At 70.9% G+C, this 18,742-nt stretch carries 17 protein-coding genes; 6 read left to right on the top strand and 11 right to left on the bottom strand.

The annotated features are described in order from the left end of the window. Positions 1-66: 66 nt before the first annotated feature. From AB0M80_RS18470 to AB0M80_RS18440, 7 genes are all read right to left on the bottom strand, one after another. Positions 67-285, bottom strand: a complete 219-nt coding sequence (locus AB0M80_RS18470) for a hypothetical protein (RefSeq protein WP_364565855.1) — start codon at positions 283-285, stop codon at positions 67-69. A gap of 93 nt (positions 286-378) precedes the next feature. After that, complete coding sequence (locus AB0M80_RS18465; protein WP_364565852.1) at positions 379-1,227, bottom strand: substrate-binding domain-containing protein; 849 nt, start codon at positions 1,225-1,227, stop codon at positions 379-381. Further along, positions 1,228-3,675, bottom strand: a complete 2,448-nt coding sequence (locus AB0M80_RS18460) for a glycoside hydrolase family 2 protein (RefSeq protein WP_364565849.1) — start codon at positions 3,673-3,675, stop codon at positions 1,228-1,230. Between the two features lie 117 nt (positions 3,676-3,792). Then, on the bottom strand, positions 3,793-4,755 hold the full coding sequence (locus AB0M80_RS18455) for an oligopeptide/dipeptide ABC transporter ATP-binding protein (RefSeq protein ID WP_364565846.1): 963 nt from the start codon (positions 4,753-4,755) through the stop codon (positions 3,793-3,795). Further along, the gene (locus tag AB0M80_RS18450; protein ID WP_364565843.1) at positions 4,752-6,566 is read right to left on the bottom strand and encodes a dipeptide/oligopeptide/nickel ABC transporter permease/ATP-binding protein; all 1,815 of its coding nucleotides are present in this window, start codon (positions 6,564-6,566) and stop codon (positions 4,752-4,754) included. Before AB0M80_RS18450 ends, AB0M80_RS18455 begins: the two co-directional genes overlap by 4 nt. A gap of 15 nt (positions 6,567-6,581) precedes the next feature. Then, positions 6,582-7,571 carry an ABC transporter permease gene (locus AB0M80_RS18445; RefSeq protein ID WP_364566639.1) on the bottom strand — a complete coding sequence of 330 codons (990 nt, stop codon included), beginning with the start codon at positions 7,569-7,571 and terminating at the stop codon, positions 6,582-6,584. 11 nt (positions 7,572-7,582) lie between these two features. Further along, positions 7,583-9,265: an ABC transporter substrate-binding protein gene (locus tag AB0M80_RS18440; protein WP_364565840.1), complete on the bottom strand. Its 1,683-nt coding sequence runs from the start codon at positions 9,263-9,265 to the stop codon at positions 7,583-7,585. A 199-nt stretch (positions 9,266-9,464) separates the two neighbouring features. Here AB0M80_RS18440 and AB0M80_RS18435 point away from each other — a divergent pair, with 199 nt between their 5' ends. The 4 genes from AB0M80_RS18435 to AB0M80_RS18420 all read left to right on the top strand — a co-directional run bounded on the left by AB0M80_RS18435 (position 9,465) and on the right by AB0M80_RS18420 (position 14,584). Further along, positions 9,465-10,742, top strand: coding sequence for an ROK family transcriptional regulator (locus AB0M80_RS18435; RefSeq protein WP_364565837.1), 1,278 nt, complete (start codon positions 9,465-9,467; stop codon positions 10,740-10,742). 346 nt (positions 10,743-11,088) lie between these two features. Then, entirely contained in the window at positions 11,089-11,610 is a 522-nt protein-coding gene (locus AB0M80_RS18430; protein ID WP_364565835.1) for a PadR family transcriptional regulator, read from the top strand. Then, positions 11,610-12,299: an ABC transporter ATP-binding protein gene (locus AB0M80_RS18425; RefSeq protein WP_364565832.1), complete on the top strand. Its 690-nt coding sequence runs from the start codon at positions 11,610-11,612 to the stop codon at positions 12,297-12,299. Before AB0M80_RS18430 ends, AB0M80_RS18425 begins: the two co-directional genes overlap by 1 nt. After that, complete coding sequence (locus tag AB0M80_RS18420) at positions 12,296-14,584, top strand: FtsX-like permease family protein (RefSeq protein WP_364565830.1); 2,289 nt, start codon at positions 12,296-12,298, stop codon at positions 14,582-14,584. Before AB0M80_RS18425 ends, AB0M80_RS18420 begins: the two co-directional genes overlap by 4 nt. A gap of 251 nt (positions 14,585-14,835) precedes the next feature. Here the strand turns inward: AB0M80_RS18420 and AB0M80_RS18415 are convergent, their stop codons facing one another. The 3 genes from AB0M80_RS18415 to AB0M80_RS18405 form a co-directional block, all read right to left on the bottom strand. Continuing rightward, positions 14,836-15,726 carry a hypothetical protein gene (locus tag AB0M80_RS18415; protein ID WP_364565828.1) on the bottom strand — a complete coding sequence of 297 codons (891 nt, stop codon included), beginning with the start codon at positions 15,724-15,726 and terminating at the stop codon, positions 14,836-14,838. After that, a complete protein-coding gene (locus tag AB0M80_RS18410; RefSeq protein WP_364565825.1) occupies positions 15,726-16,220 on the bottom strand; it encodes a SigE family RNA polymerase sigma factor in 495 nt (164 codons plus the stop codon). The genes AB0M80_RS18415 and AB0M80_RS18410 overlap by 1 nt, the downstream gene beginning before the upstream one ends. Before the next feature lie 233 nt (positions 16,221-16,453). Next, complete coding sequence (locus AB0M80_RS18405; protein ID WP_364565823.1) at positions 16,454-17,047, bottom strand: TetR/AcrR family transcriptional regulator; 594 nt, start codon at positions 17,045-17,047, stop codon at positions 16,454-16,456. Positions 17,048-17,138: 91 nt separating this feature from the next. Between AB0M80_RS18405 and AB0M80_RS18400 the strand changes: the two genes are divergently transcribed. Next, the gene (locus AB0M80_RS18400; protein ID WP_364565822.1) at positions 17,139-17,684 is read left to right on the top strand and encodes a CatB-related O-acetyltransferase; all 546 of its coding nucleotides are present in this window, start codon (positions 17,139-17,141) and stop codon (positions 17,682-17,684) included. Positions 17,685-17,732: 48 nt separating this feature from the next. After that, positions 17,733-18,509: a DUF3224 domain-containing protein gene (locus AB0M80_RS18395; RefSeq protein ID WP_364565819.1), complete on the top strand. Its 777-nt coding sequence runs from the start codon at positions 17,733-17,735 to the stop codon at positions 18,507-18,509. A gap of 152 nt (positions 18,510-18,661) precedes the next feature. On the opposite strand, the gene AB0M80_RS18390 is transcribed toward AB0M80_RS18395, so the two are convergent. Beyond that, on the bottom strand, positions 18,662-18,742 hold an 81-nt coding region (locus AB0M80_RS18390), incomplete at its 5' end, for a M15 family metallopeptidase (RefSeq protein WP_364566638.1).

The following is an 18,742-nucleotide window of genomic DNA, read 5'->3' as shown; positions in this document are numbered from 1 at the left end:
GCATCCGGCCGCGGCCCGGCCCCGCCGCCCGCCGCGTCACCGGGTGGACGGGCAACGGCCGGTTCTTCAGAAGCCGAACAGGCGCGCGACCCGATCGGCCAGCTCGTCTTCGGTCGTGCCGGTGTCAAGCTCGATCGCGTGCAGGCCGAGGGCCTCGGTCTCGGCGCGGAGGCGGTCGGTGAACATCCGGTCCCGCTCCAGGAGGTTGTGCAGGGCGCGCTGTTCCGGCTGCAATGCGGGTGCCGGGAACCCGGCCGTTCCCGGCGCGGCGCCCGACAACGTCAACGGCGGTCCGACAGCGCTGGGAGCGCTTCTAGTCCAACAACCACTTCGGTCGCCCGACGGAAACCACGGCGCTCCCCGAAAGGAGCGGACGGCTCAGGCGAGCGGCGCGGTGCTGGCGCGCAGCACGCACTTCGCGGCGGGCGACCAGCGTTCGGTGACCGGGCCGCCGTCGACCAGTTCCAGCACCGATTCGGCCACCGAGACGCCGTACTGGTGCACGTCGATGCTCATCGTGGTCAGCGAGGGCGTGGCCAGGCGGCACAGGGTCGAGTCGTCCCAGGCGATGATGCCGAGCTGGTCCGGCACGCGGACCCCGAGCTCCTTGGCGGCGCCGAGCCCCGCCAGGGCCATCACGTCGTTGTCGTAGAGGATCGCGGTCGGCGGCGCACCGCCGGAAAGCAGCTCGGTGGTGCGTTTCGCCCCGGACTCCTCGGAGTAGTCGCCCTCGGCGAGCAACGGCTCGATGCCCGCCTCGTGGCAGCCGGCGACGAGCGCGTCGGTGCGGGCCCGGGTGTGCAGCAGCTGCGCGGGCCCGGTCACCCGGGCGATGCGCCGGTGACCGAGGTCGAGGAGGACCTGCAGGGCCTCACGGACCGGCCCGGCGTTGTCGGTGCGCACGGCCGGGAAGCCGTGGTCCGCCTCGGGCTCCCCCACCAGGACCGCCGGCATGTCCAGCGACCGCAACAAGGCCGGCCGGGGGTCGTCGTGGACCAGGTTGACCACCACGGTCGCCTCGACCATCCGCTGCGCGGCCCACCGCCGGTACGCCGCGAGCTCGCCGTCCTGAGTGCTGACGACGTGCAGCAGCAGCGACAGGTCCCAGTCCGCGAGGTGCTGCTCGATGCCCGCGATGAACTCCATGAAGAACGGCTCGGTGCCGAGCAGCCGGGGTGGGCGGGCCAGCACCAGGCCGATCGCGCCGGGGGGATGGTGCGTACTCATCTAGAACCTCATCGCCGGAGAGCGAAGCGCGTTCGCCGAGCGCAGCACCAGCGGGTCGGCGAAAGCAGCCGGGTCGACCGCGTTCGCGGTGCGGACCAGGAACGACCGGGTTTCGCCCGGCAGCAAGGTGACCAGCATGTCGTCGACGACGGCGTCGGGCGCCACGCGGTCCACCAGGAGGGCGACGTCCCGGGCCAGTGCGGAAGCGGTGACGTCGACGCGGTAGCCGCCGGGCACCGCCGTGGCCTCGGCGGCCAGCGGACCGGGCAGGTAGTCGTGCTCGAGGTCTTCGCCGAAGACGTGCACGAGCCTGGTCTCCTCGGTGGTCGCCACGAGCACCTCCTTCCCGGTTCCGGCCGGTGCCAGCTCGGCGGTGGAGCGGGCCGGCACGGTGAACCGCAGTGTACGGAGCCCGGTGACCTGCCCGGCGACCGTGCGCGTTTCCAGCTCGAGATCACCCGACCACGGCGTGGCGGTGTCGTTGACCGCGATGACGACGTCTTCGCCGTCGCGCGGCTGGACCGTCAGCAGCCGCGGCGCGAAAGCGTGCTTGAGGGCGTACCACAACGGCTTGAGCCGTTCGTCCGAGTCGATCGCGGCCCACGAGGTGACCGGCCAGCAGTCGTTGAGCTGCCAGACGAGCGCCCCGGCGGTGCGCGGCCACCACGACCGGAAGTGTTCGATCCCGAAGGCGACCGCGCGGGTCTGGTTGAGCTGGGTCGCCCAGTGCCAGTCGGGGAACGCCTCCGGCCGCGGCAGGTGGGCCGCGAGGCCGCGGTCGAGCTTGCCGTTGCCGTCCTCGGCCTTCTGGTGCACCAGAAACGCCGGCGAGGTCGGGGTGAGCGGGTCGTCGTGGATCCACCGGGTCAGGGTGGCCCACGTGGGCGGCCCCTGGAAGCCGAACTCCGAGCAGAACCGCGGGATGTGGTCGCGGTAGCAGGTGTAGTCGATCCGGTTCCACACATCCCACTCGTGCCGGGTGCCGTGGTCGGGGTCGTTGGGGTGGACTTCGCCCGGGCTGTACGGGCTTCCCGGTGCGTAGTGGCGGGTCGGGTCCAGCTCGGCGACGATGGCGGGCAGCAGCTCGGTGTAGTACTTCAGGCCCCACGTGCGGCCGTCGAGCTGTTCGGGCCAGCCCCAGTCGGCGAACCCCCACAGGTTCTCGTTGTTGCCGTTCCACAGGGCGAGGGAGGCGTGCGGCGTCAGCCGGGCGACGTTCTCCCGCGCCTCCGCCTCGACCTCCGTCCACAGTGGCTCCTCCTCGGGGTAGGAGGCGCAGGCGAACGGGAAGTCCTGCCACACCAGGACCCCGCGTTCGTCGCAGACGTCGTAGAAGTCCTCGGTCTCGTAGATCCCGCCACCCCAGATGCGCAGCAGGTTGAGGTTCGCCCCGAGGGCCTGGTCGACCCGGCGGACGAGCCGCTCGCGGGTGATCCGGGTGAGGAAGTGGTCGTCGGGAATCCAGTTGGCGCCCTTGGCGAACACCGGCGTGCCGTTGACCACGAACGTGAACGGGGTGCCGATCCCGTCCGGCTCGGTGTCGACGGTGATGGTCCGGAACCCGATGCGGCGCCGGTAGGCGTCGAGCACCGTGCCGGACCCGACGAGGTCGACTTCGAGGTCGTAGAGCGGGTGTTCGCCGTATCCGGCGGGCCACCACAGCCGGGCGTCCGGCACCGTCAGCGTCACGGTCCCCCGGGTGCCGCCCGGTTCGACGGTGGCGCGGGCCGTCCGGTTTCCGGCCGGGATCGACGCCACCAGCTCGAGCCGCTCGCCGGGCACCGGGCCGGCGTGCTCGACGTCCGCGTGCACCGTGACGCGGCCGGTGCCGTCCTCGTCGACCGTCACCAGCGGCCGCACGGCCGCGAGCCGGGCGGTGGTCCACCGTTCGAGCCGGACCGGCTTCCAGATACCCGCGGTCTGCAGGTCCGGTCCCCAGTCCCAGCCGAACGAGCAGGCCATCTTGCGGACCATGTTGAACGGGCTCAGGTAGGCGTGGGCGCGCCGGCCCAGCTCCGCCTCGACCTTCTCGGCGTGGGTCAGCGCACTCTCGATCTCGACGAGCAGGGTGTTCGTGCCGTCCCGCAGTACCCCGCGGACGTCGAAGCGGTACGTGCGGTGCATGTTGGCGGTCCGCCCGAGCTCCCGGCCGTTGAGGGTCACGGTCGCCACGGTGTCGAGGCCGTCGAAGACGAGATCCGTGCGTTCCGCCGAAGCCGGTGCCGAGGACTCGAACTCGAGCGTGTAGCGCCACCCGGCCCGGTGCGTCCAGGCCACGTCGGCCTCGGCGGTGTCGAGGTACGGATCCTCGATCAGGCCGGCGGCCAGCAGGTCCAGGTGGACGGAGCCCGGCACGGTGGCGGGCAGCGCGCGGCCCTGGACCGGGTCCGGAACCGGGCCGGCCACGGCCTCGATCCGCCAGCCGTCGTGCAGTTCCTGACGGTTCATCTCGAGCGCTCCTAACGCGGCCGGCGGCTCGCTCCCGGAGCCGCCCAGTCTCTGACGCGATTGTTACTCAAGTAATTTAAGTAAGTCAACGCGGTTGAGGTTCAGACCATGTCTTGATCATGCCCGTGGTCCGTAGCACCAGCAACGCGCGAAGTGCGCGTCACCCACCTTCTCCTCCACCGGTGTCGTGGCGCAGACGTCCATCGCCAAGCCGCAGCGGTCGCGGAACGGGCAACCGCTGTGCCCGCCGGGATCGAGTCCGCCGCCCACCGGCTCGGCCGGCTCCGCCACTACCGTCCCCCGCTTGTCGGGATCGGGAGCGGCCGCCGCGAGCAGCTGGGTGTAGGGGTGCTTCGGCCGCAGGATCACCTCCGAGGCCGGGCCGCGTTCGACGATCCGGCCGCGGTAGAGCACCGCGATGTCGTCGGCGAAGTGGCGGGCCGTGGCCAGGTCGTGCGTGATGTACAGGACGGCCAGCCGGTCCTCGCGCTGCAGCCGCCCCAGGAGGTTGAGCACCCCGAGGCGGATGGAGACGTCGAGCATCGACACCGGCTCGTCCGCGATCACCACCTTCGCGCCGGGCGCGAGCGCCCGGGCGATCGCCACGCGCTGGCGCTGCCCGCCGGACAGTTCGTGCGGCCGCCGCCGCGCGATTTCGTCGGCCGGGGTCAGGTTGACCCGCTCCAGCAGGTGCAGGACCTGCCGCCAGGTGTCTTCGCGGCCCCGGGCGCGCCCGTGCAGCAGCAACGGCCGGGCCAGGTGGTGTTCGACGGTGTGGAAGGGGTTCAGCGACGCGAACGGGTCCTGGAAGACCATCTGCACGTGATCGCGATACTTCCGGCCGGAGACCTCGGTGCCGTCGTCGGCGCTGACCACGATCCGGCCGGACGTCGGCGGCTCGAGGCGCGCGACCATCCGGGCGATCGTCGACTTCCCCGACCCCGACTCGCCCACCAGCGCCGTCGTCCGGCCGGGCGCCAGGGTGAACGACACGTCGTCGACCGCGCGCAGCCGGGACCGGCGCACGCCGTCGCGGACCCGGAAGTCCTTGACCAGGCCGCGGACCACCAGCTCGGTCATCGGACGCCTCCGTCGGCGAGGGCCTGGTCGCGCAGGAACGCCCCGCGCTCCCCGGTCAGGCTCGGGAACGACGCGAGCAGCGTCCGGGTGTAGGGGTGCGACGGCGACCGGTACACCCGCTCGGCCGCGGCGAATTCGACGATCTCCCCGTCCTTCATCACCGCGATCCGGTCGGCGATCTCCAGCAGCAGCGGCAGGTCGTGGGTGATGAGGACGACGGCGATGCCGAACTCGTCCCGCAGCCGCAGGATCTGCTTCAGGATCCCTCGCTGCACCACGACGTCCAGCGCGGTCGTGGGCTCGTCCATGATCATCACCTGCGGGTCGAGCAGCAGGGCCATCGCGATCATCACGCGCTGCCGCATCCCGCCCGACAGCTCGTGCGGGTACGAACCCAGCCGGGCGGGGTCGACGCCGACCAGCCGCAGGACCTCTTCGCACTTCGCTTTCCGTTGCGCCTTCGGCAGGTCCGGGCGGTGGGTGGTCAGGACGTCGTCCAGCTGTGAACGCACGGTGGTCACCGGGTTCAGCGCGTTCATCGCGCCTTGGAAGACCATCGAGAGGCGGTCCCAGCGGAACGCGCGCAGCTCCTCGCGTTCCAGGGCCGGCACGTCGATGTCCGAGCCGTCGCGGTCGTGCAGGACGACCGCGCCCGCGGTGACCTCCGCGGGCGGCCGGTGCAGCCGGTTGATCGCGTAGGCCAGGGTCGTCTTCCCGCACCCGGATTCCCCGGCCAGGCCGAGGATCTCGCCGCGCCGGAGCGTGAAGGACACGTCTTTGACCGCGTGGACCGGGGTCGCGGTGCGGTAGACGACGTCGAGGTGGTCGACGCTCAGCACGACGTCGTCCTCGACCTCGGCCACCTCCCGGGTTTCCGGCCGTTCGGCCCGGCGCCGCCGGCCCGCCACCCTCAGCTTCGGGTTGATGATCTCGTCGATGCTGAAGTTGATCAGCGAGAGCCCGCAGCCGAACAGGGCGATGATCAGCCCGGGCGGGACGAACCACCACCAGGCGTCCCGCTGGAGTGCGAACCCGTTCTGGGCGAAGTAGAGCATCGTCCCCAGCGTCGAGGAGTTCGACGCGCCGAGCCCGAGGAACGACAGCCCGGCCTCGGACAGGATCGCCGCGATCACCGCGAACACGAACTGCGACGCCAGCAGCGGCAGCAGGTTGGGCAGGATTTCGACGGTGATGACGCGCCAGCGCTTCTCCCCCGCGACCCGTGCCGCTGCGACGTAGTCGCGATTGCGCAGCGACAGCGTCTGGGCGCGCAGGACACGGGCCGAAGCCGCCCACCCGGTGCTGGCCAGGACGAGCGCGACCGTCCACGCACCGCGGGACTCGGGCGGCACGAACCCGGCGATGACGATCACCAGCGGCAGCCCGGGAATGACCAGCATGATGTTGGAGAACAACGAAAACACCTCGTCGACCGCGCCGCCCGCGTAGGCGCCGATGACGCCGAAGAACGCGGAGAGCACCGTCGCGAGCACCCCGACGATCAGGCCGATCTGGAGGGAGCCGCGGGTGGCGTACGCCAGCTGGGCGAAGACGTCCTGCCCGGTCTGGGTGAGACCGAGGAGGTGGCCGTGGCCCGGTGGGGCGAGGCCGGCGTCACGGATGGCGTCGGGGTCACCGACGAACAACGGTCCGAAGATCCCGAACAGGGCGATCACGGCGACCAGGCCGAGCCCGACGCCGAGGCGGGGCGACCACGTCGGCAGGACCGCGCGCAGCCCGCTGATGCGGCCCCGGCGGACGGGCGTCAGGATCGGCGCGCCGGTGGTGGTTTCGGGGCTGAGGTTCGTCACGTGTCGTTCCCCTTCTCAGGCCCGGGCGCGGGTGCGCGCGTCGATCAGCCCGTACAGCAGGTCGATCACGAGGTTGGCGCCGAGCACGGCCACCGTGATGATCAGGAAGATCCCCTGCATCAGCGCGTAGTCGTTGTTCTGCACCGCCTGCAGCAGCTTCGAGCCGATCCCGGGGTAGGCGAACACCTGCTCGGTGACGATCGACCCGGACACCACGAAGCCGAGCGAAATCGCGAACCCGGCGACCGACGGCAGGACCGCGTTCCGGGCGGCGTAGCGCAGCATCACGCGCCCGTCGCGCAATCCTTTGGCCTGCGCGGTCAGCACGTAGTCCTCCGACCCGGTGGACACCATCATGTTGCGCATGCCCAGCAACCACCCACCGACCGAAGAGACGACGATGGTCAGGGCGGGCAGCGTGCCGTGGTACACGGCCGAGCCGATGAAGTCGGCGTTCCACCCCGGGTCGAGGGCGACGTCGTAGCCGCCGAGCAGCGGGAACCACCCGAGTGCGCCGGCGAGCAGCGCCGCCAGCAGCAGCGCCAGCCAGAAGTACGGGACCGCGGCCAGAACCGTGGTCCCCGGCACGAGGGCGTCGAGCCACGTGCCGCGCTTCCAGCCGACGATCACGCCCAGCCCGACCCCGAGCACGAACGACAGCAGCGTCGCGATGCCCACCAGGACCAGCGTCCAGGGCAGGGCTTGGGCGATGACGTCGGAGACCTTGGCCGGGAAGACACTGACCGACACGCCGAGGTCGCCGTGCCGCAGCCGGTCCAGGTAGCTGACGTACTGGGACCACAGCGGCTCGTCGCTGTGGGTGCCGAGCAGCAGCTCGTAGGCGCGGCGCACCGACGGATCGGGCGCCCCGCCGCGCTGGGCCAGCTTCGCGAGCAGGACGTCCACCGGGTTGCCGGGGAGCAGGCGCAGGATGAAGAAGTCGAGCGTCAGCGCCGCCCACAGGGCCACCAGGTAGAACGCCAGTTTCCGGAGGTAGTAGCTCATCGTCTCGCCGGTCACCGACCCACGGGCTTGAGCGTCTTGTAGATCTGGGCCTGATCCGGCCGGCTCCACACCGCCGGGAAGGCGTACAGGTTGTCCTTGGCCGGCCAGCCGGTGAACTTGTCCGAGTGGTACTCGCTGGTCGTGCCGCCGGTCAGGATCGGGATGTAGGGCATGTCCTGCTCGACCCGGGTCTGGACGACGTCGAAGTAGGGCTGGCGCTTCGCCGCTTCGGTCGAATCGATGCCCTTGACGGCGTTGAGCGCCGCGTCGACTTCGGGGTTGGAGTAGCGGCTGTAGTTCGGGTAGGCCGATTCGCCGACCTTGGCCGTGGTCTCGGTCGAGAAGTAGTAGTTGTAGTCGTAGAACGGATCCGCCGACGGGCCCTGGTTCATCGCGTCGATCAGCAGCTGGAAGCGGCCGCGGACGCGCGCGTCGGCCCATTCGTTGTAGGACACCTGCTGGGCGAGCAGCTTGATGCCGGCCGGCTGCAGCTGCTGGGTCATGGTGGTGATCGCGGTGATGTAGTCGGTCCAGCCCGAGGGCACCTGGACCGTCAGCTCCAGCGGCTTGCCGTCCTTGGCGAAGAGACCGTCCGGGCCCTTCGCGTAGCCCGCGCCCAGCAGCAGCCCGGCCGAGCGGGCCAGGTCGGGCGCCTTCGGGGCGAGCTTCTCCTGCAGCTTCGGGGAAACGTACTTGGCGTCGCGGCCGAGCAACGTGAACCCGGGCGAGATGTCGGAGGCGGTGTCCTCGAAGGCCAGCGAGTTGAGCTGGGTGCGGTTGATCGCGTAGTGGATCGCCTTGCGGACGGCCGGGTCGGTCTGCGGGCCGGCGCAGCCGAGGGCGGCGTTCGAACAGGCCGTGAGGTTCATCTGGTTCATCGGGATCGTGATGGCCTGGTAGCCCGGGTAGTTCTTCGCGACGTCCTTGATGTCGGGCACCGGCCCGGTCTGCCAGTCGATCTGCTTGCCCGCCAGCGCGTCCGCGCCGGACTGGTTGCCGGCCAGCGCGAGGTAGCGGATCCGCTTCACCGCGGGCTCGCCGCCCCAGTAACCCGGGTTGGCCTTGAACGTGAACGCCTGCGGCTTGAACTCCTCCAGCACGAACGGGCCGGTGCCGACCGGCTGCGCGATCACGTCGTTGGCCGGATCGGGGATCTTCGACCACAGGTGCCGGGGAACGATGAAGGTCTTGCCGAGGACCTGCGGGCCCTGCATGAACGCCGGCTTCGGGAAGGTGATCCGGACGTGGGTGTCGTCGGTGGCGACGGCCTCGCCGTCGTAGCCGGTGGTGTTGATGGTCTTGTTCTTCGCGACCATGTCGAGCGTGAACGCGACGTCCTGGGCCGTGAAGGGGGTGCCGTCGGAGAACTTCACGTTCGGCCGCAGGGTGACCAGCAACCGGGTGCCGTCGGCGTTCCAGGCGAAGTCGGTGCCCAGCAGCGGGACGGGCTTCGCGTCCTGCGTGATGTTGTAGAAGAACAGCGGTTCGAAGATCGTCCCCGGGCCCTCCATCGTGCTGGAGGAGAACGGGTTGAAGTTGATCTGGTAGTCGCCCGACTGACCGGTGTAGGAGACGAGCGTGCGGTCCGCGGCGGAGCCGCTTTCCGAGGACCCGCACCCGGTGACGAGCGTGGTGGCCGCGACCGCGGTGAGCACGGCGCCGCACACCCGGCGACGCGACGACTGAACCGACATCAAGTCCTCCTGGCTGGGCTGCGTTGACCTCCGCCGTTCACGGCAGGCACAAGACTGGAGGCATTGTTAAGTCACCGAAGAAATTAAGTCAAGACTTTCTCGTCATCTACCGACCTTGGACGCGTCATCTACGCCCAGCTGGCCCCCGGCGCCTTGCTACCCTTCGCGAACCGACCTAAGTAAGTTGTCAGGAGTTCGGATGAGTGGGCCCACCAGGACGACCCCGCACACCAGCAGCCGGGCCGCGGTCCTCGACGTCATCCGGGCCGCCGGCACCATCAGCCGGGTCAGCCTGGTTTACGCCACCGGCCTGACCGGTGCCACGATTTCCACCGTCGTCCGCGGCCTCATCGACGACGGCCTGGTCCGGGAATCCGGCCGCGCCGAATCCACCGGCGGCAAGCGCCGGGTCCTGCTGCAGCTGAACCCGTCCGCCCGGTACGCCGTGGGCATCCACCTCGACCACGCCGACATCACGTACGTGGTCACCGACCTGGCGGGCGCCGTAGTCGCGCGCATCTCCCGGCCCGGTGCGGGGGACGCCGCTCCGGAAGCGGTGGTGAAGCGGATGACCGACGAGGCCACGGCGCTCGTCGCGAGCGCCGCCGTCGACCGCGACCGCCTGCTGGGGTTCGGCCTGGTCTTCCCCGGCCCGCTCAGCGCCAACGAAGGAATGGCGATCACCCCGCCGGCCATGCGGCAGTGGGCGGACTTCCCGCTGGGCGGGGAGATGCGCCGCGCCACCGGCCTGCCGGTCGTGCTCGACAACGACGCGACCGCCGCGGCGCTCGGCGAGCACTGGTCCGGCGGCGTCGGCATGCCGGCCACCTTCGCCGCGCTGTACATGGGCAGCGGTATCGGCGCGGGCCTGATCGTCAACGGGATCAGCTACCGGGGCGCGAGCGGCAACACCGGCGAAGTGGGCCACGTCTGCCTCGACCTGGACGGTCCCGAGTGCTGGTGCGGTGCGCGCGGCTGTCTCGAGGTCCTCGCCGGACCGGCCGCGGTCGTGGCCGCCGCGCGCGCCGACCGGCGGCTCGCCCGCGCGGCCGGGCTGTCCCGGCGGGACCACACCCCGGATCAATCGGTGATCCCGGACTTCGCCGCGGTCAGCCGGGCGGCGCGACGCGGCGACGAGGGCGCGGTCGCCCTGCTGGAAAGCTCGGCCCGCTACGTCGCTGTCGCCGTACGGAACCTCGCGAACATCATGGACCTCGAGGCCGTGGTGCTCACCGGCCCCAGCTTCGCCATCGCCGGGCCGAGTTACCTGCCGGCGGTCGAGCGGGAACTGGACCAGACGTTCTTCGCCCGCGCCAACCACACCGTCGAAATGCGGCTGTCCCGGGCGGCGGCAACGGCGCCGGCGATCGGCGCCGCCGCGATGGTGCTGCAGTCCGAGCTCGTGCCGCTGCACAGCGGCCTGCGGCTGCCGGAGAACCTCCGGCCGTCCGAACCCCCGCTGTCGCCCGCCTCCTGAGCCCGCTCAAGCGCGACCGGTCACCACGCCGCCGGCGAACGACGCGCACGGGGGCAGCCGGGTGATCAGCGCGGCCTGGTAGGCGTGGCTCGGCGAGCAACCAGGCCGACACCACCTCGGCGGCGAGCAGACGGCTCTCGGACACCCGACCTCCTCGGTCCGCACGACCAGAGTCCCGCCCATCTTACTTCATTAATCTACTTAAGTACGGTAGGTCGGTGCTGGCCCGGCACGCCAGCCGACGTGCACCGGTGAACTACACCCTGAGGGTATACACGCCACGTATACACCTCGGGTATAGTGATCATCGCTCCCGGGAGTCCGGGGTGAAGGAGGGACCAGGGGAATGTCGGTTTCGCATACCTTGCTCGCGTTGCTCGAACCGGGCCCGCGGCATGGCTACGACCTGAAGCGGGCGTACGACGAGCAGTTCGGGCAGGACCGCCCGCTGGCCTACGGCCAGGTCTATTCGACGTTGTCGCGACTGCTGCGCAACGGCATGGTCGAAGTGGCGGGCATCGAGAGCGGCGACGGGCCGGAGCGGAAGCGCTACACGATCACCGACGCCGGGGTCACCGACGTCGAGACGTGGCTGCGCACTCCGGAGAACCCGCAGCCGTACCTGCAGAACACGCTCTACACCAAGGTGGTCCTCGCGCTGCTGTCCGGGCGGAGCGCTTCCGAGGTGCTCGACGTCCAGCGCGGCGAACACCTGAAGGTGATGCGTTCGCTCACCAAACGCAAGAACGGGGGCGAACTCGCCGATCAGCTGATCTGCGACCACGCGCTCTTCCACCTCGAGGCGGACCTGCGGTGGCTGGAGCTCACCGCCGCACGCCTCGGCGAGCTCGAGAAGGCGGTGCGCTGATGACCACGCCGGGAACGCCGTTGCTCATCGGCAGCGGACTGCACAAGTCGTTCGGCCCGACACGGGCGCTCGACGGGGCGGCGCTGTCCGTCTCGGCGGGGGAGGTGCTCGCGATCATGGGCTCGTCCGGTTCGGGCAAGTCGACGCTGCTGCACTGTCTCGCCGGCATCGTCCGGCCGGACTCGGGGACCATCAGCTACCGCGGCGCCGACCTGGTCGGCATGGACGACAAGGGACGGAGTGCGTTGCGGCGCACCGAGTTCGGCTTCGTGTTCCAGTTCGGCCAGCTGGTGCCCGAGCTGTCCTGCCTGGAGAACGTCGCGCTTCCGCTGCGGCTCACCGGGGCCAAACGCAAGCAGGCCGAGGCCACGGCGACCGAATGGCTCGCCCGGCTGGAGGTCGACGGGCTGGCGAAGCGGCGTCCGGGCGACGTGTCCGGCGGGCAGGCGCAGCGGGTCGCGGTGGCGCGGGCGCTGGTGACCGGGCCGAAGGTGGTCTTCGCGGACGAGCCGACCGGCGCGCTCGACTCGCTCAACGGCGAGAAGGTCATGCAGATGCTCACCCAGGCGGCGCGGGAAACGCACGCCGCGGTGGTGCTGGTGACCCACGAACCGCGCGTCGCGGCCTATTCGGACCGAGAGATCGTGGTGCGGGACGGGCACACGGTCGACCGGGAGCTGGTCGCATGATGCGGGATCTCGCACTGGGCCTCCGGCTGGCCGTCGGGGGCGGCCGGATGTCCGGCGCGGCGCTGCTGCGCCTCGCGATGACCGCGTTCGGGATCGCCCTCGCGGTCGCCGTGCTGCTGCCCGCGGCGGCGGTCCACCACCTGGCCGGCGCGCAGGCGGAGCGCAGGGCGGCGATCGCGCAGGTCACCGAGCCGCGCGCGGGCGTCGCCCCGCTGCTGGCCTACAACTGGTACGCGTCGGTCGGCGACGACTTCGTGAAGGTCACCGCGGTCGCGGCGACCGGCGCGAACTCGCCGGTGCCGCCGGGGCTCAACCGGCTGCCCGCGCCGGGCGAGCTCGCCGTGTCGCCGGAGCTCGCCGCGAAGCTGGCCGCCCCGGACGGCGGTTCGCTGAAGGCGCGACTGCCGGGGCAGGTGGTCGGCCGGATCTCGCGGGAAGGCGTCCCCGGCGCAGACGATCTGTCCGCTTTCTACGGGGTGCCGGCCGCACAGATCGAGGCCGAGGGCACCGAGGGCACCAAGGTCTACGCGTTCGGCCGGCCCTACACCGGGCTCGGGCTGTCGGCGATCTTGCTGGGCGTCATCCTGCCGATCGCGGCGGTGCTGCTGCTGCCGCTGCTGATCTTCGTGACCACCGCGTCGCGGATGGGCGCGGCGCAACGGGAACGCCGGCTCGCCGCGCTGCGGCTGATCGGCCTGGACTCCCGGCAGGTCAAACGGGTCGCGGCGGCCGAATCGCTGGTCGGGGCCGGGATCGGGCTCGTGGCCGGGATCGGGTTCTTCGCCGTGCTGCGCACGTTCGTCGCCGACATCCTGCCGTTCGGCCTGCGGATCTTCCCGGAGGACTTCGTCCCGTCCTGGCCGCTCGTCGTGGTGATCGTGCTGCTGGTGCCCGGGCTCGCGGTCGGCTCGGCGCTGTTCGGGCTGCGCCGCACGATCGTGGAGCCGCTCGGAGTGGTCCGCCAGGGCAAGCCGGTGCGCCGGCGGATGTGGTGGCGCTGGGCGCTCACCGCGACCGGCGTGCTGTTCCTGGCCGCCACCCTGGCTTTCGACCGCGGGGACGGCGACACCGCCGGCGCGCTGGCCCTCGCGGTGGGCAGCGTGTTCCTGCTGCTGGGGGTCACGGCCCTGCTGCCGTGGCTGGTCGAGCGGCTCGTCGAGCGGCTGCACGGCGGTTCGCCGTCGTGGCAGCTCGCGATCCGGCGGCTGCAGCTGGACAGCGGCACCGCCAGCCGCGTGGTTTCCGGTCTGGTCGTCGTGCTGGCCGGCACGATCCTGATCCAGGGTGTGATCACCTCGCTCGGCAGCGGCATCGACCGGCACGAGTCGCCGGCCGGGGTGGCCGCCGTCCCGGTGCGGGTGCAGACCACCGCCGCGCACGAGGCCGAGGTCGGCAGGCTGGCGACGTCGGCGGCCGGGGTGACCGGTGCGCACCCGGCCAGGAACATCACGTTCCTGGCCGGGCAGGAGCGGTACTACGGCCTGGTCGGCGATTGCGTGGCGCTCCAGGCGCGGGCGGACATCGGCGGCTGCTCCGACGGCGATGCGTTCTACGTGGTGCCGGCCGAGGGCGGCGCGGCGCCGACCGGCCGGCTGCAGCTGCAGGGCTATTCCCGCGGCGGGGAAGTGCCCGGTCCGGAGTGGACGGTCCCGGGCGACCTCCGGGTCGTGCGGGCGGGCGACACGCTGGCGGGCGACAGCCTGCTGGTCACGCCCGGCGCGCTCGGCGGGCTCGCACTCCCGGACTCGTCGGTCGCGGTCTACGTGTCGGGCACCGGCGACCCGAAGGTGCTGGCCGACAACGTCGGGAGGGCGGTCAGCCCGCTCGCGTGGAACGCCGCGGTCAGCAACAGCGACTACCTGAGCGATTACGTCGAGCGGGACAAGCGGATGGTGGCGAGCTTCCGCGCGGTGCTGCTCACCGCGTCGCTGTTCGTGCTCGCGGTGGCCGCGATGAGCCTGCTCATGCTGTCGATCGAGCAGATCAGCGAACGACGGCGGCCGCTCGCGGCGCTGTCCGCGGCCGGGGTGCCGATCGGGGTGCTGGCCCGCGGATCGCTGTGGCAGACCGCGATTCCGGTGGTGGTCGGCGTGGTGCTGGCGGTCGCGGCGGGGCTCGGGCTGACCGCCCCGATCCTGCGGCTGGCGGACCGCCCGATGATCATCGACGTCCCGGCGCTGCTCGCACTGGCGGGCGCCACGGTGACGGCGGTCCTGCTGGTGACCGTGTTGACGATGCCGTTGCTGCGGCAAGTGACCCGATTGGACACCCTGCGCTCGGAATGAGCCGGCCGAGGACACCAGGGGACGCGGTGCGCCGGGCTCGCGAAGGGGGCGAGCCCGGCGTCACCTGTTCCCCGAACCCGACGCGAGACTCGCGTCGGTAGCGGACATCGTGGTCTTGGACCACCAATCCGCGTGAAACTCCTTCGGCAGGGGAACAGCACTCACCTACAACACCGGCCTTTCGCCTGGCCGGAGGCGTGGTGACAATGGTTCAAACGGCAAGTACCGGGTGTGTCGCGAAAACGAGGTGCTTACCGGTTGAGCTGAACGGAATTCAGCAAGGTCCGCGCGGCCTGCGCATTGGCGTGCGAGCTGTTGATTTCGAGGGTGTAGGCGCCGAGTGTCCGGCGTTGGCGCGCGGGTAGCGGGTCTTGCGGAGAGGGGCTGTCCGAGGCAGTGCCGGCACGGCTGGTCAGCGACACGAACAGCGAGAAACATCCGCTGTCGAGCGGGACCTTCCCCAAAACGGGTGCGGGGCAGAGCGCCAGGGTGTTGGTGTCGGGCTCGCTGGTGAACGTGCGGACCTTCTGCCCGTCGGGGAGCTGCACCGACTTGAGCGGCGATTCGATCACCGGAGGCTTGGTGCCGATCTTCGCCAGCAGCGTCACCATGTCCGCGGCCGTCACCGGCTTCGTGGTCCGCACCCAGATCCATCGATCCGGCCCGTCCTGCCACCTGACCGACTGCGGATCCGGGATCTGACCGGCGTTCGAGGGCTTCGCGGCCAGTGCACTGCGCGGTGCGGTGCCGTCACGGACGTCGATCTCGAACGCGTACTGATGCCCCTGCCCGTAGTGCAGGGCAGCGAAGTGCGGCTGGACGGCCCACATCAGCAGATCCCAGGAACCGTCCTCGAGGCTCACCGCCGGCGCGGCCGGAGGCACCTTCTCGGTGGCCGACGGCCCGTCCGGCGCGGCGGACGAGGAACTCCCGAGCGTGGCCGGTGGTACCAGCGCGCTGTCCCGGCCCAGCACCCCGACGGCCCCCACACCGAGGGCGGCCACGGTGAGCGTCACCGCCGCGACGCCGGCCGTGCGGCGACGCCGGATCCGGCGGGTCGCGCCGGTGAGCACGTCGCCGGGATCGGGGGCCAGGGACTCCTGAGCGCGCAGCGCGCGGCGCAACTGCTCGAGGTCGGTCATCACACACTCTCCTTGCCTTCTTTGAGCTGGACACGCAGCGCGCTCAAGCCGCGTGAGATGTGGCTGCGCACCGTCCCGGACGCACAGCCGAGCACCGCGGCGATCTCGTCGTCGTCGCGGTCCTCGTAGAACCGCAGCACGATGGACGCTCGCTGGGCGCGGCTCAGCCGTGCGAGCAGGCCGGCGAGCTGGTCGGCGTCGGCGATCCGCCACGCGGGATCGGGCGCGGTCGGCTCGCGGAACCGGGTGACATCGGCGGTGGCGTACACCGACCGCTGGTACCAGCGGCGGCGCCAGGACAGGTAGCCGTTGACAATGATCTTCCGCATGTACAGCTCGGGCCGGTCCGCCGCCGCCACCCGCCGCCAGCGTTGGTGCGCCCGCACCAGGGCGTCCTGCACCACGTCCTGGGCCAGCTCACGGTCACCGGTCAGCACGGCGGCGAACCGCACCAGGCTGGGCAGGTGCTCACGTGCGAACTCTTCGAACTGCACACCTCTTAAGATGCCGCTGCCCCGGCGATCTGTTGCAGGTGCGTTAGCTCGCCGTCGCGATCGCGGAGCGGGAAGCACATGAATGGAGATCGTCACCCTCAGCACGATCCCGGCGGCTGCCGCACCGCAGCTTCCGGGTCACCTGTGCAGCAGGGACAAGATCACCCGGACATGCTCTCGACACGGTGACACCCCCGGCGCTACCGGTGACGGACCTTGGCCGGTCCTGGCGATCATCGCTTTGCAGGCGCCGGGCCGAACGCACGGAGGGCGTGGGCCACCAGCGTGTGGAGCTGCTCGGGGCCGGGCATGCCGAGGTGGAAGACGAGCCGGTGGTAGAGGGGGCCGTAGACCAGGTCGAGGGCCACGTCCAGGTCGGCGTCGGCGGGGAGCTGCCCGTCGAGCTGGGCTTGGTGCATGCGCCTCTTGAATTCGTCGATGCGTGGCCGGATGAGCCGCTCCCGCAATTCGTGGGCCAGCTCGGCGTCGTGGAGGGCTTCGGCGATGAGCCCGACGACGGCGGAGGCGTTCGGCGACGTGAGGAGGTCGATGACGGCAGTGAGCTGCGCGTGCAGGTCGGCGCCAAGGTCGCCGGTGTCTCGATGGTGGACGACCGTGGTGGCCACGTCGTCGACGGCGTCCAAGACGACGGCACCTTTGGAGGGCCACCACCGATAGATCGTCTTCTTGCTGACGCCGGCGCGGGCCGCGATGGCCTCGATCGTGAGCCGTCCGTAGCCAAGCTCGGTGCACAGTCGCAGCGCCGCGTCCAGGATGGCCCGGCGGCTGGCCTCGTTGCGGCGCAGAGGGTTCGGCGAGGCGGGCATGGCTCGCATCCTACGAGAAACGACACGTGCCGTGTTGACAGCTTGGCTACACGACACGTAGCGTGTCGCCAGCAAACGGCAACACGATACGTTGCGTGTCGCGACTGGCACGTCGAGCGACGGCGCGACCGAGTTCGAGCACCGCAACGTGCTCTACGCCTACGGCCCCGAGCGGCTGGTCATCGGCAAGTACTGCGCCATCGCCGCCGGCACCCGGTTCCTCATGGCCGGTGCCGGACACCCCACGATGGGCGTGTCCACCTACCCGTTCACCATGTTCGGCGGCGAGTGGGCCGAGCGGACCCTCGACCTCGTCACCGGCATGCCCAGCCGGGGCGACACCGTCGTCGGCAACGACGTCTGGTTCGGCTACCAGGCCACCGTCATGCCCGGCGTGACCATCGGCGACGGCGCCATCATCGCCACCGGCGCGGTCGTCACCACCGACGTGCCGCCCTACACGATCGTCGGCGGCAACCCGGCCCGCCCGATCCGCCAACGCTTCCCCGACGCCGACATCGACCGGCTGCGGCAAGCCGCCTGGTGGGACTGGCCGCCGGAACTGGTCACCGAGCACGCCCGCACCATCATGGCCGGCACCTCGGCCGACATCGCCCGTATCGCCGCCGAGCGCTGACACCCCGCGCACTGGCCTGATCCCCTACCGCACGCGAAGGCAAGAACGATGAACATCACCAGGACCACGATCTCGCTCACCGTCGACGACCCGGCCGCCTCCCGCGACTTCCTCACCACCCACTTCGGCTACCGGGAAGCGCACGCCGCCGACGGCTTCGTCTCCCTGACCCGGGACGACGCCGCGGCCGCGATCGTCCTGCTGCGACGCGGTCTCGACGTCCTGCCGGAGGAGCAGCGCCACCAGCACGCGACCGGCGTCATCCTCGCCTTCACCGTGACCGGGCTCGAAGCGGAGCAGGAACGCCTCCGCGCCGCCGGCGCGGAGATCACCCTGCCGTTGCGCGAGGAACCGTGGGGCGAGCGGCTCTTCCAGGTCACCGACCCCAACGGCATCGTGGTGCAACTCGTCGAATGGCGCACCGGAACCACCACGCCGCGGACGATCCAGGCCGAGTTCGAGATCGACAGCTGGGACGAAGTCGCGTACCACGAGCCGGCGAACGGCCCGAAGCAGACCAAGATCGTGATCCGCAAGACCTACCGGGGCGCACTCGAGGGCACCGGAGTCGCCGAGGTGCTCACCGCACAGGGCGCCACCGGTGCCGGCTACGTCGCTTCCGAACACATCGATGCGACCCTGGACGGCCGGAAAGGCACGTTCGTCATCCAGCACGGCGGCCTGGCCGACGGTGACGACCAGAGCACCTTCGGCACCGTGGTCCCGCACTCCGGCACGGCGGACCTCACCGGATTGTCCGGTCGAGCAACCGAGGCCAGCCACGGCGTCCTGACCCTCGTCTACACCTTCGACGAACCGTCCTGACCACGTCCGTCCGCCGGCGGCAAGCGTGAGGGTCATCCCCACGACGACGCAGACTCGCCCAGGAGCGCCGCCAACCTATCGAGCGACGATCCTGGGCGTGTTACCGCTCATACCCGGCGCGGCGCACCGCGCCGGCGGTTTTCGGGCTGGTGTCAGGGCTTCTCGAAGTGCTGGTAGTCGATCGGGGTGTCCCAGGAGCCGCCCCAGGTCCAGCTGCGGGTGGTGAACGCCTG

Source organism: Amycolatopsis sp. NPDC051045, from assembly GCF_040682955.1.
GTDB lineage: Bacteria > Actinomycetota > Actinomycetes > Mycobacteriales > Pseudonocardiaceae > Amycolatopsis.
The sequence above is the reverse complement of the archived record's forward strand: the minus strand, read 5'-3'. Positions and strand labels throughout refer to the sequence as shown.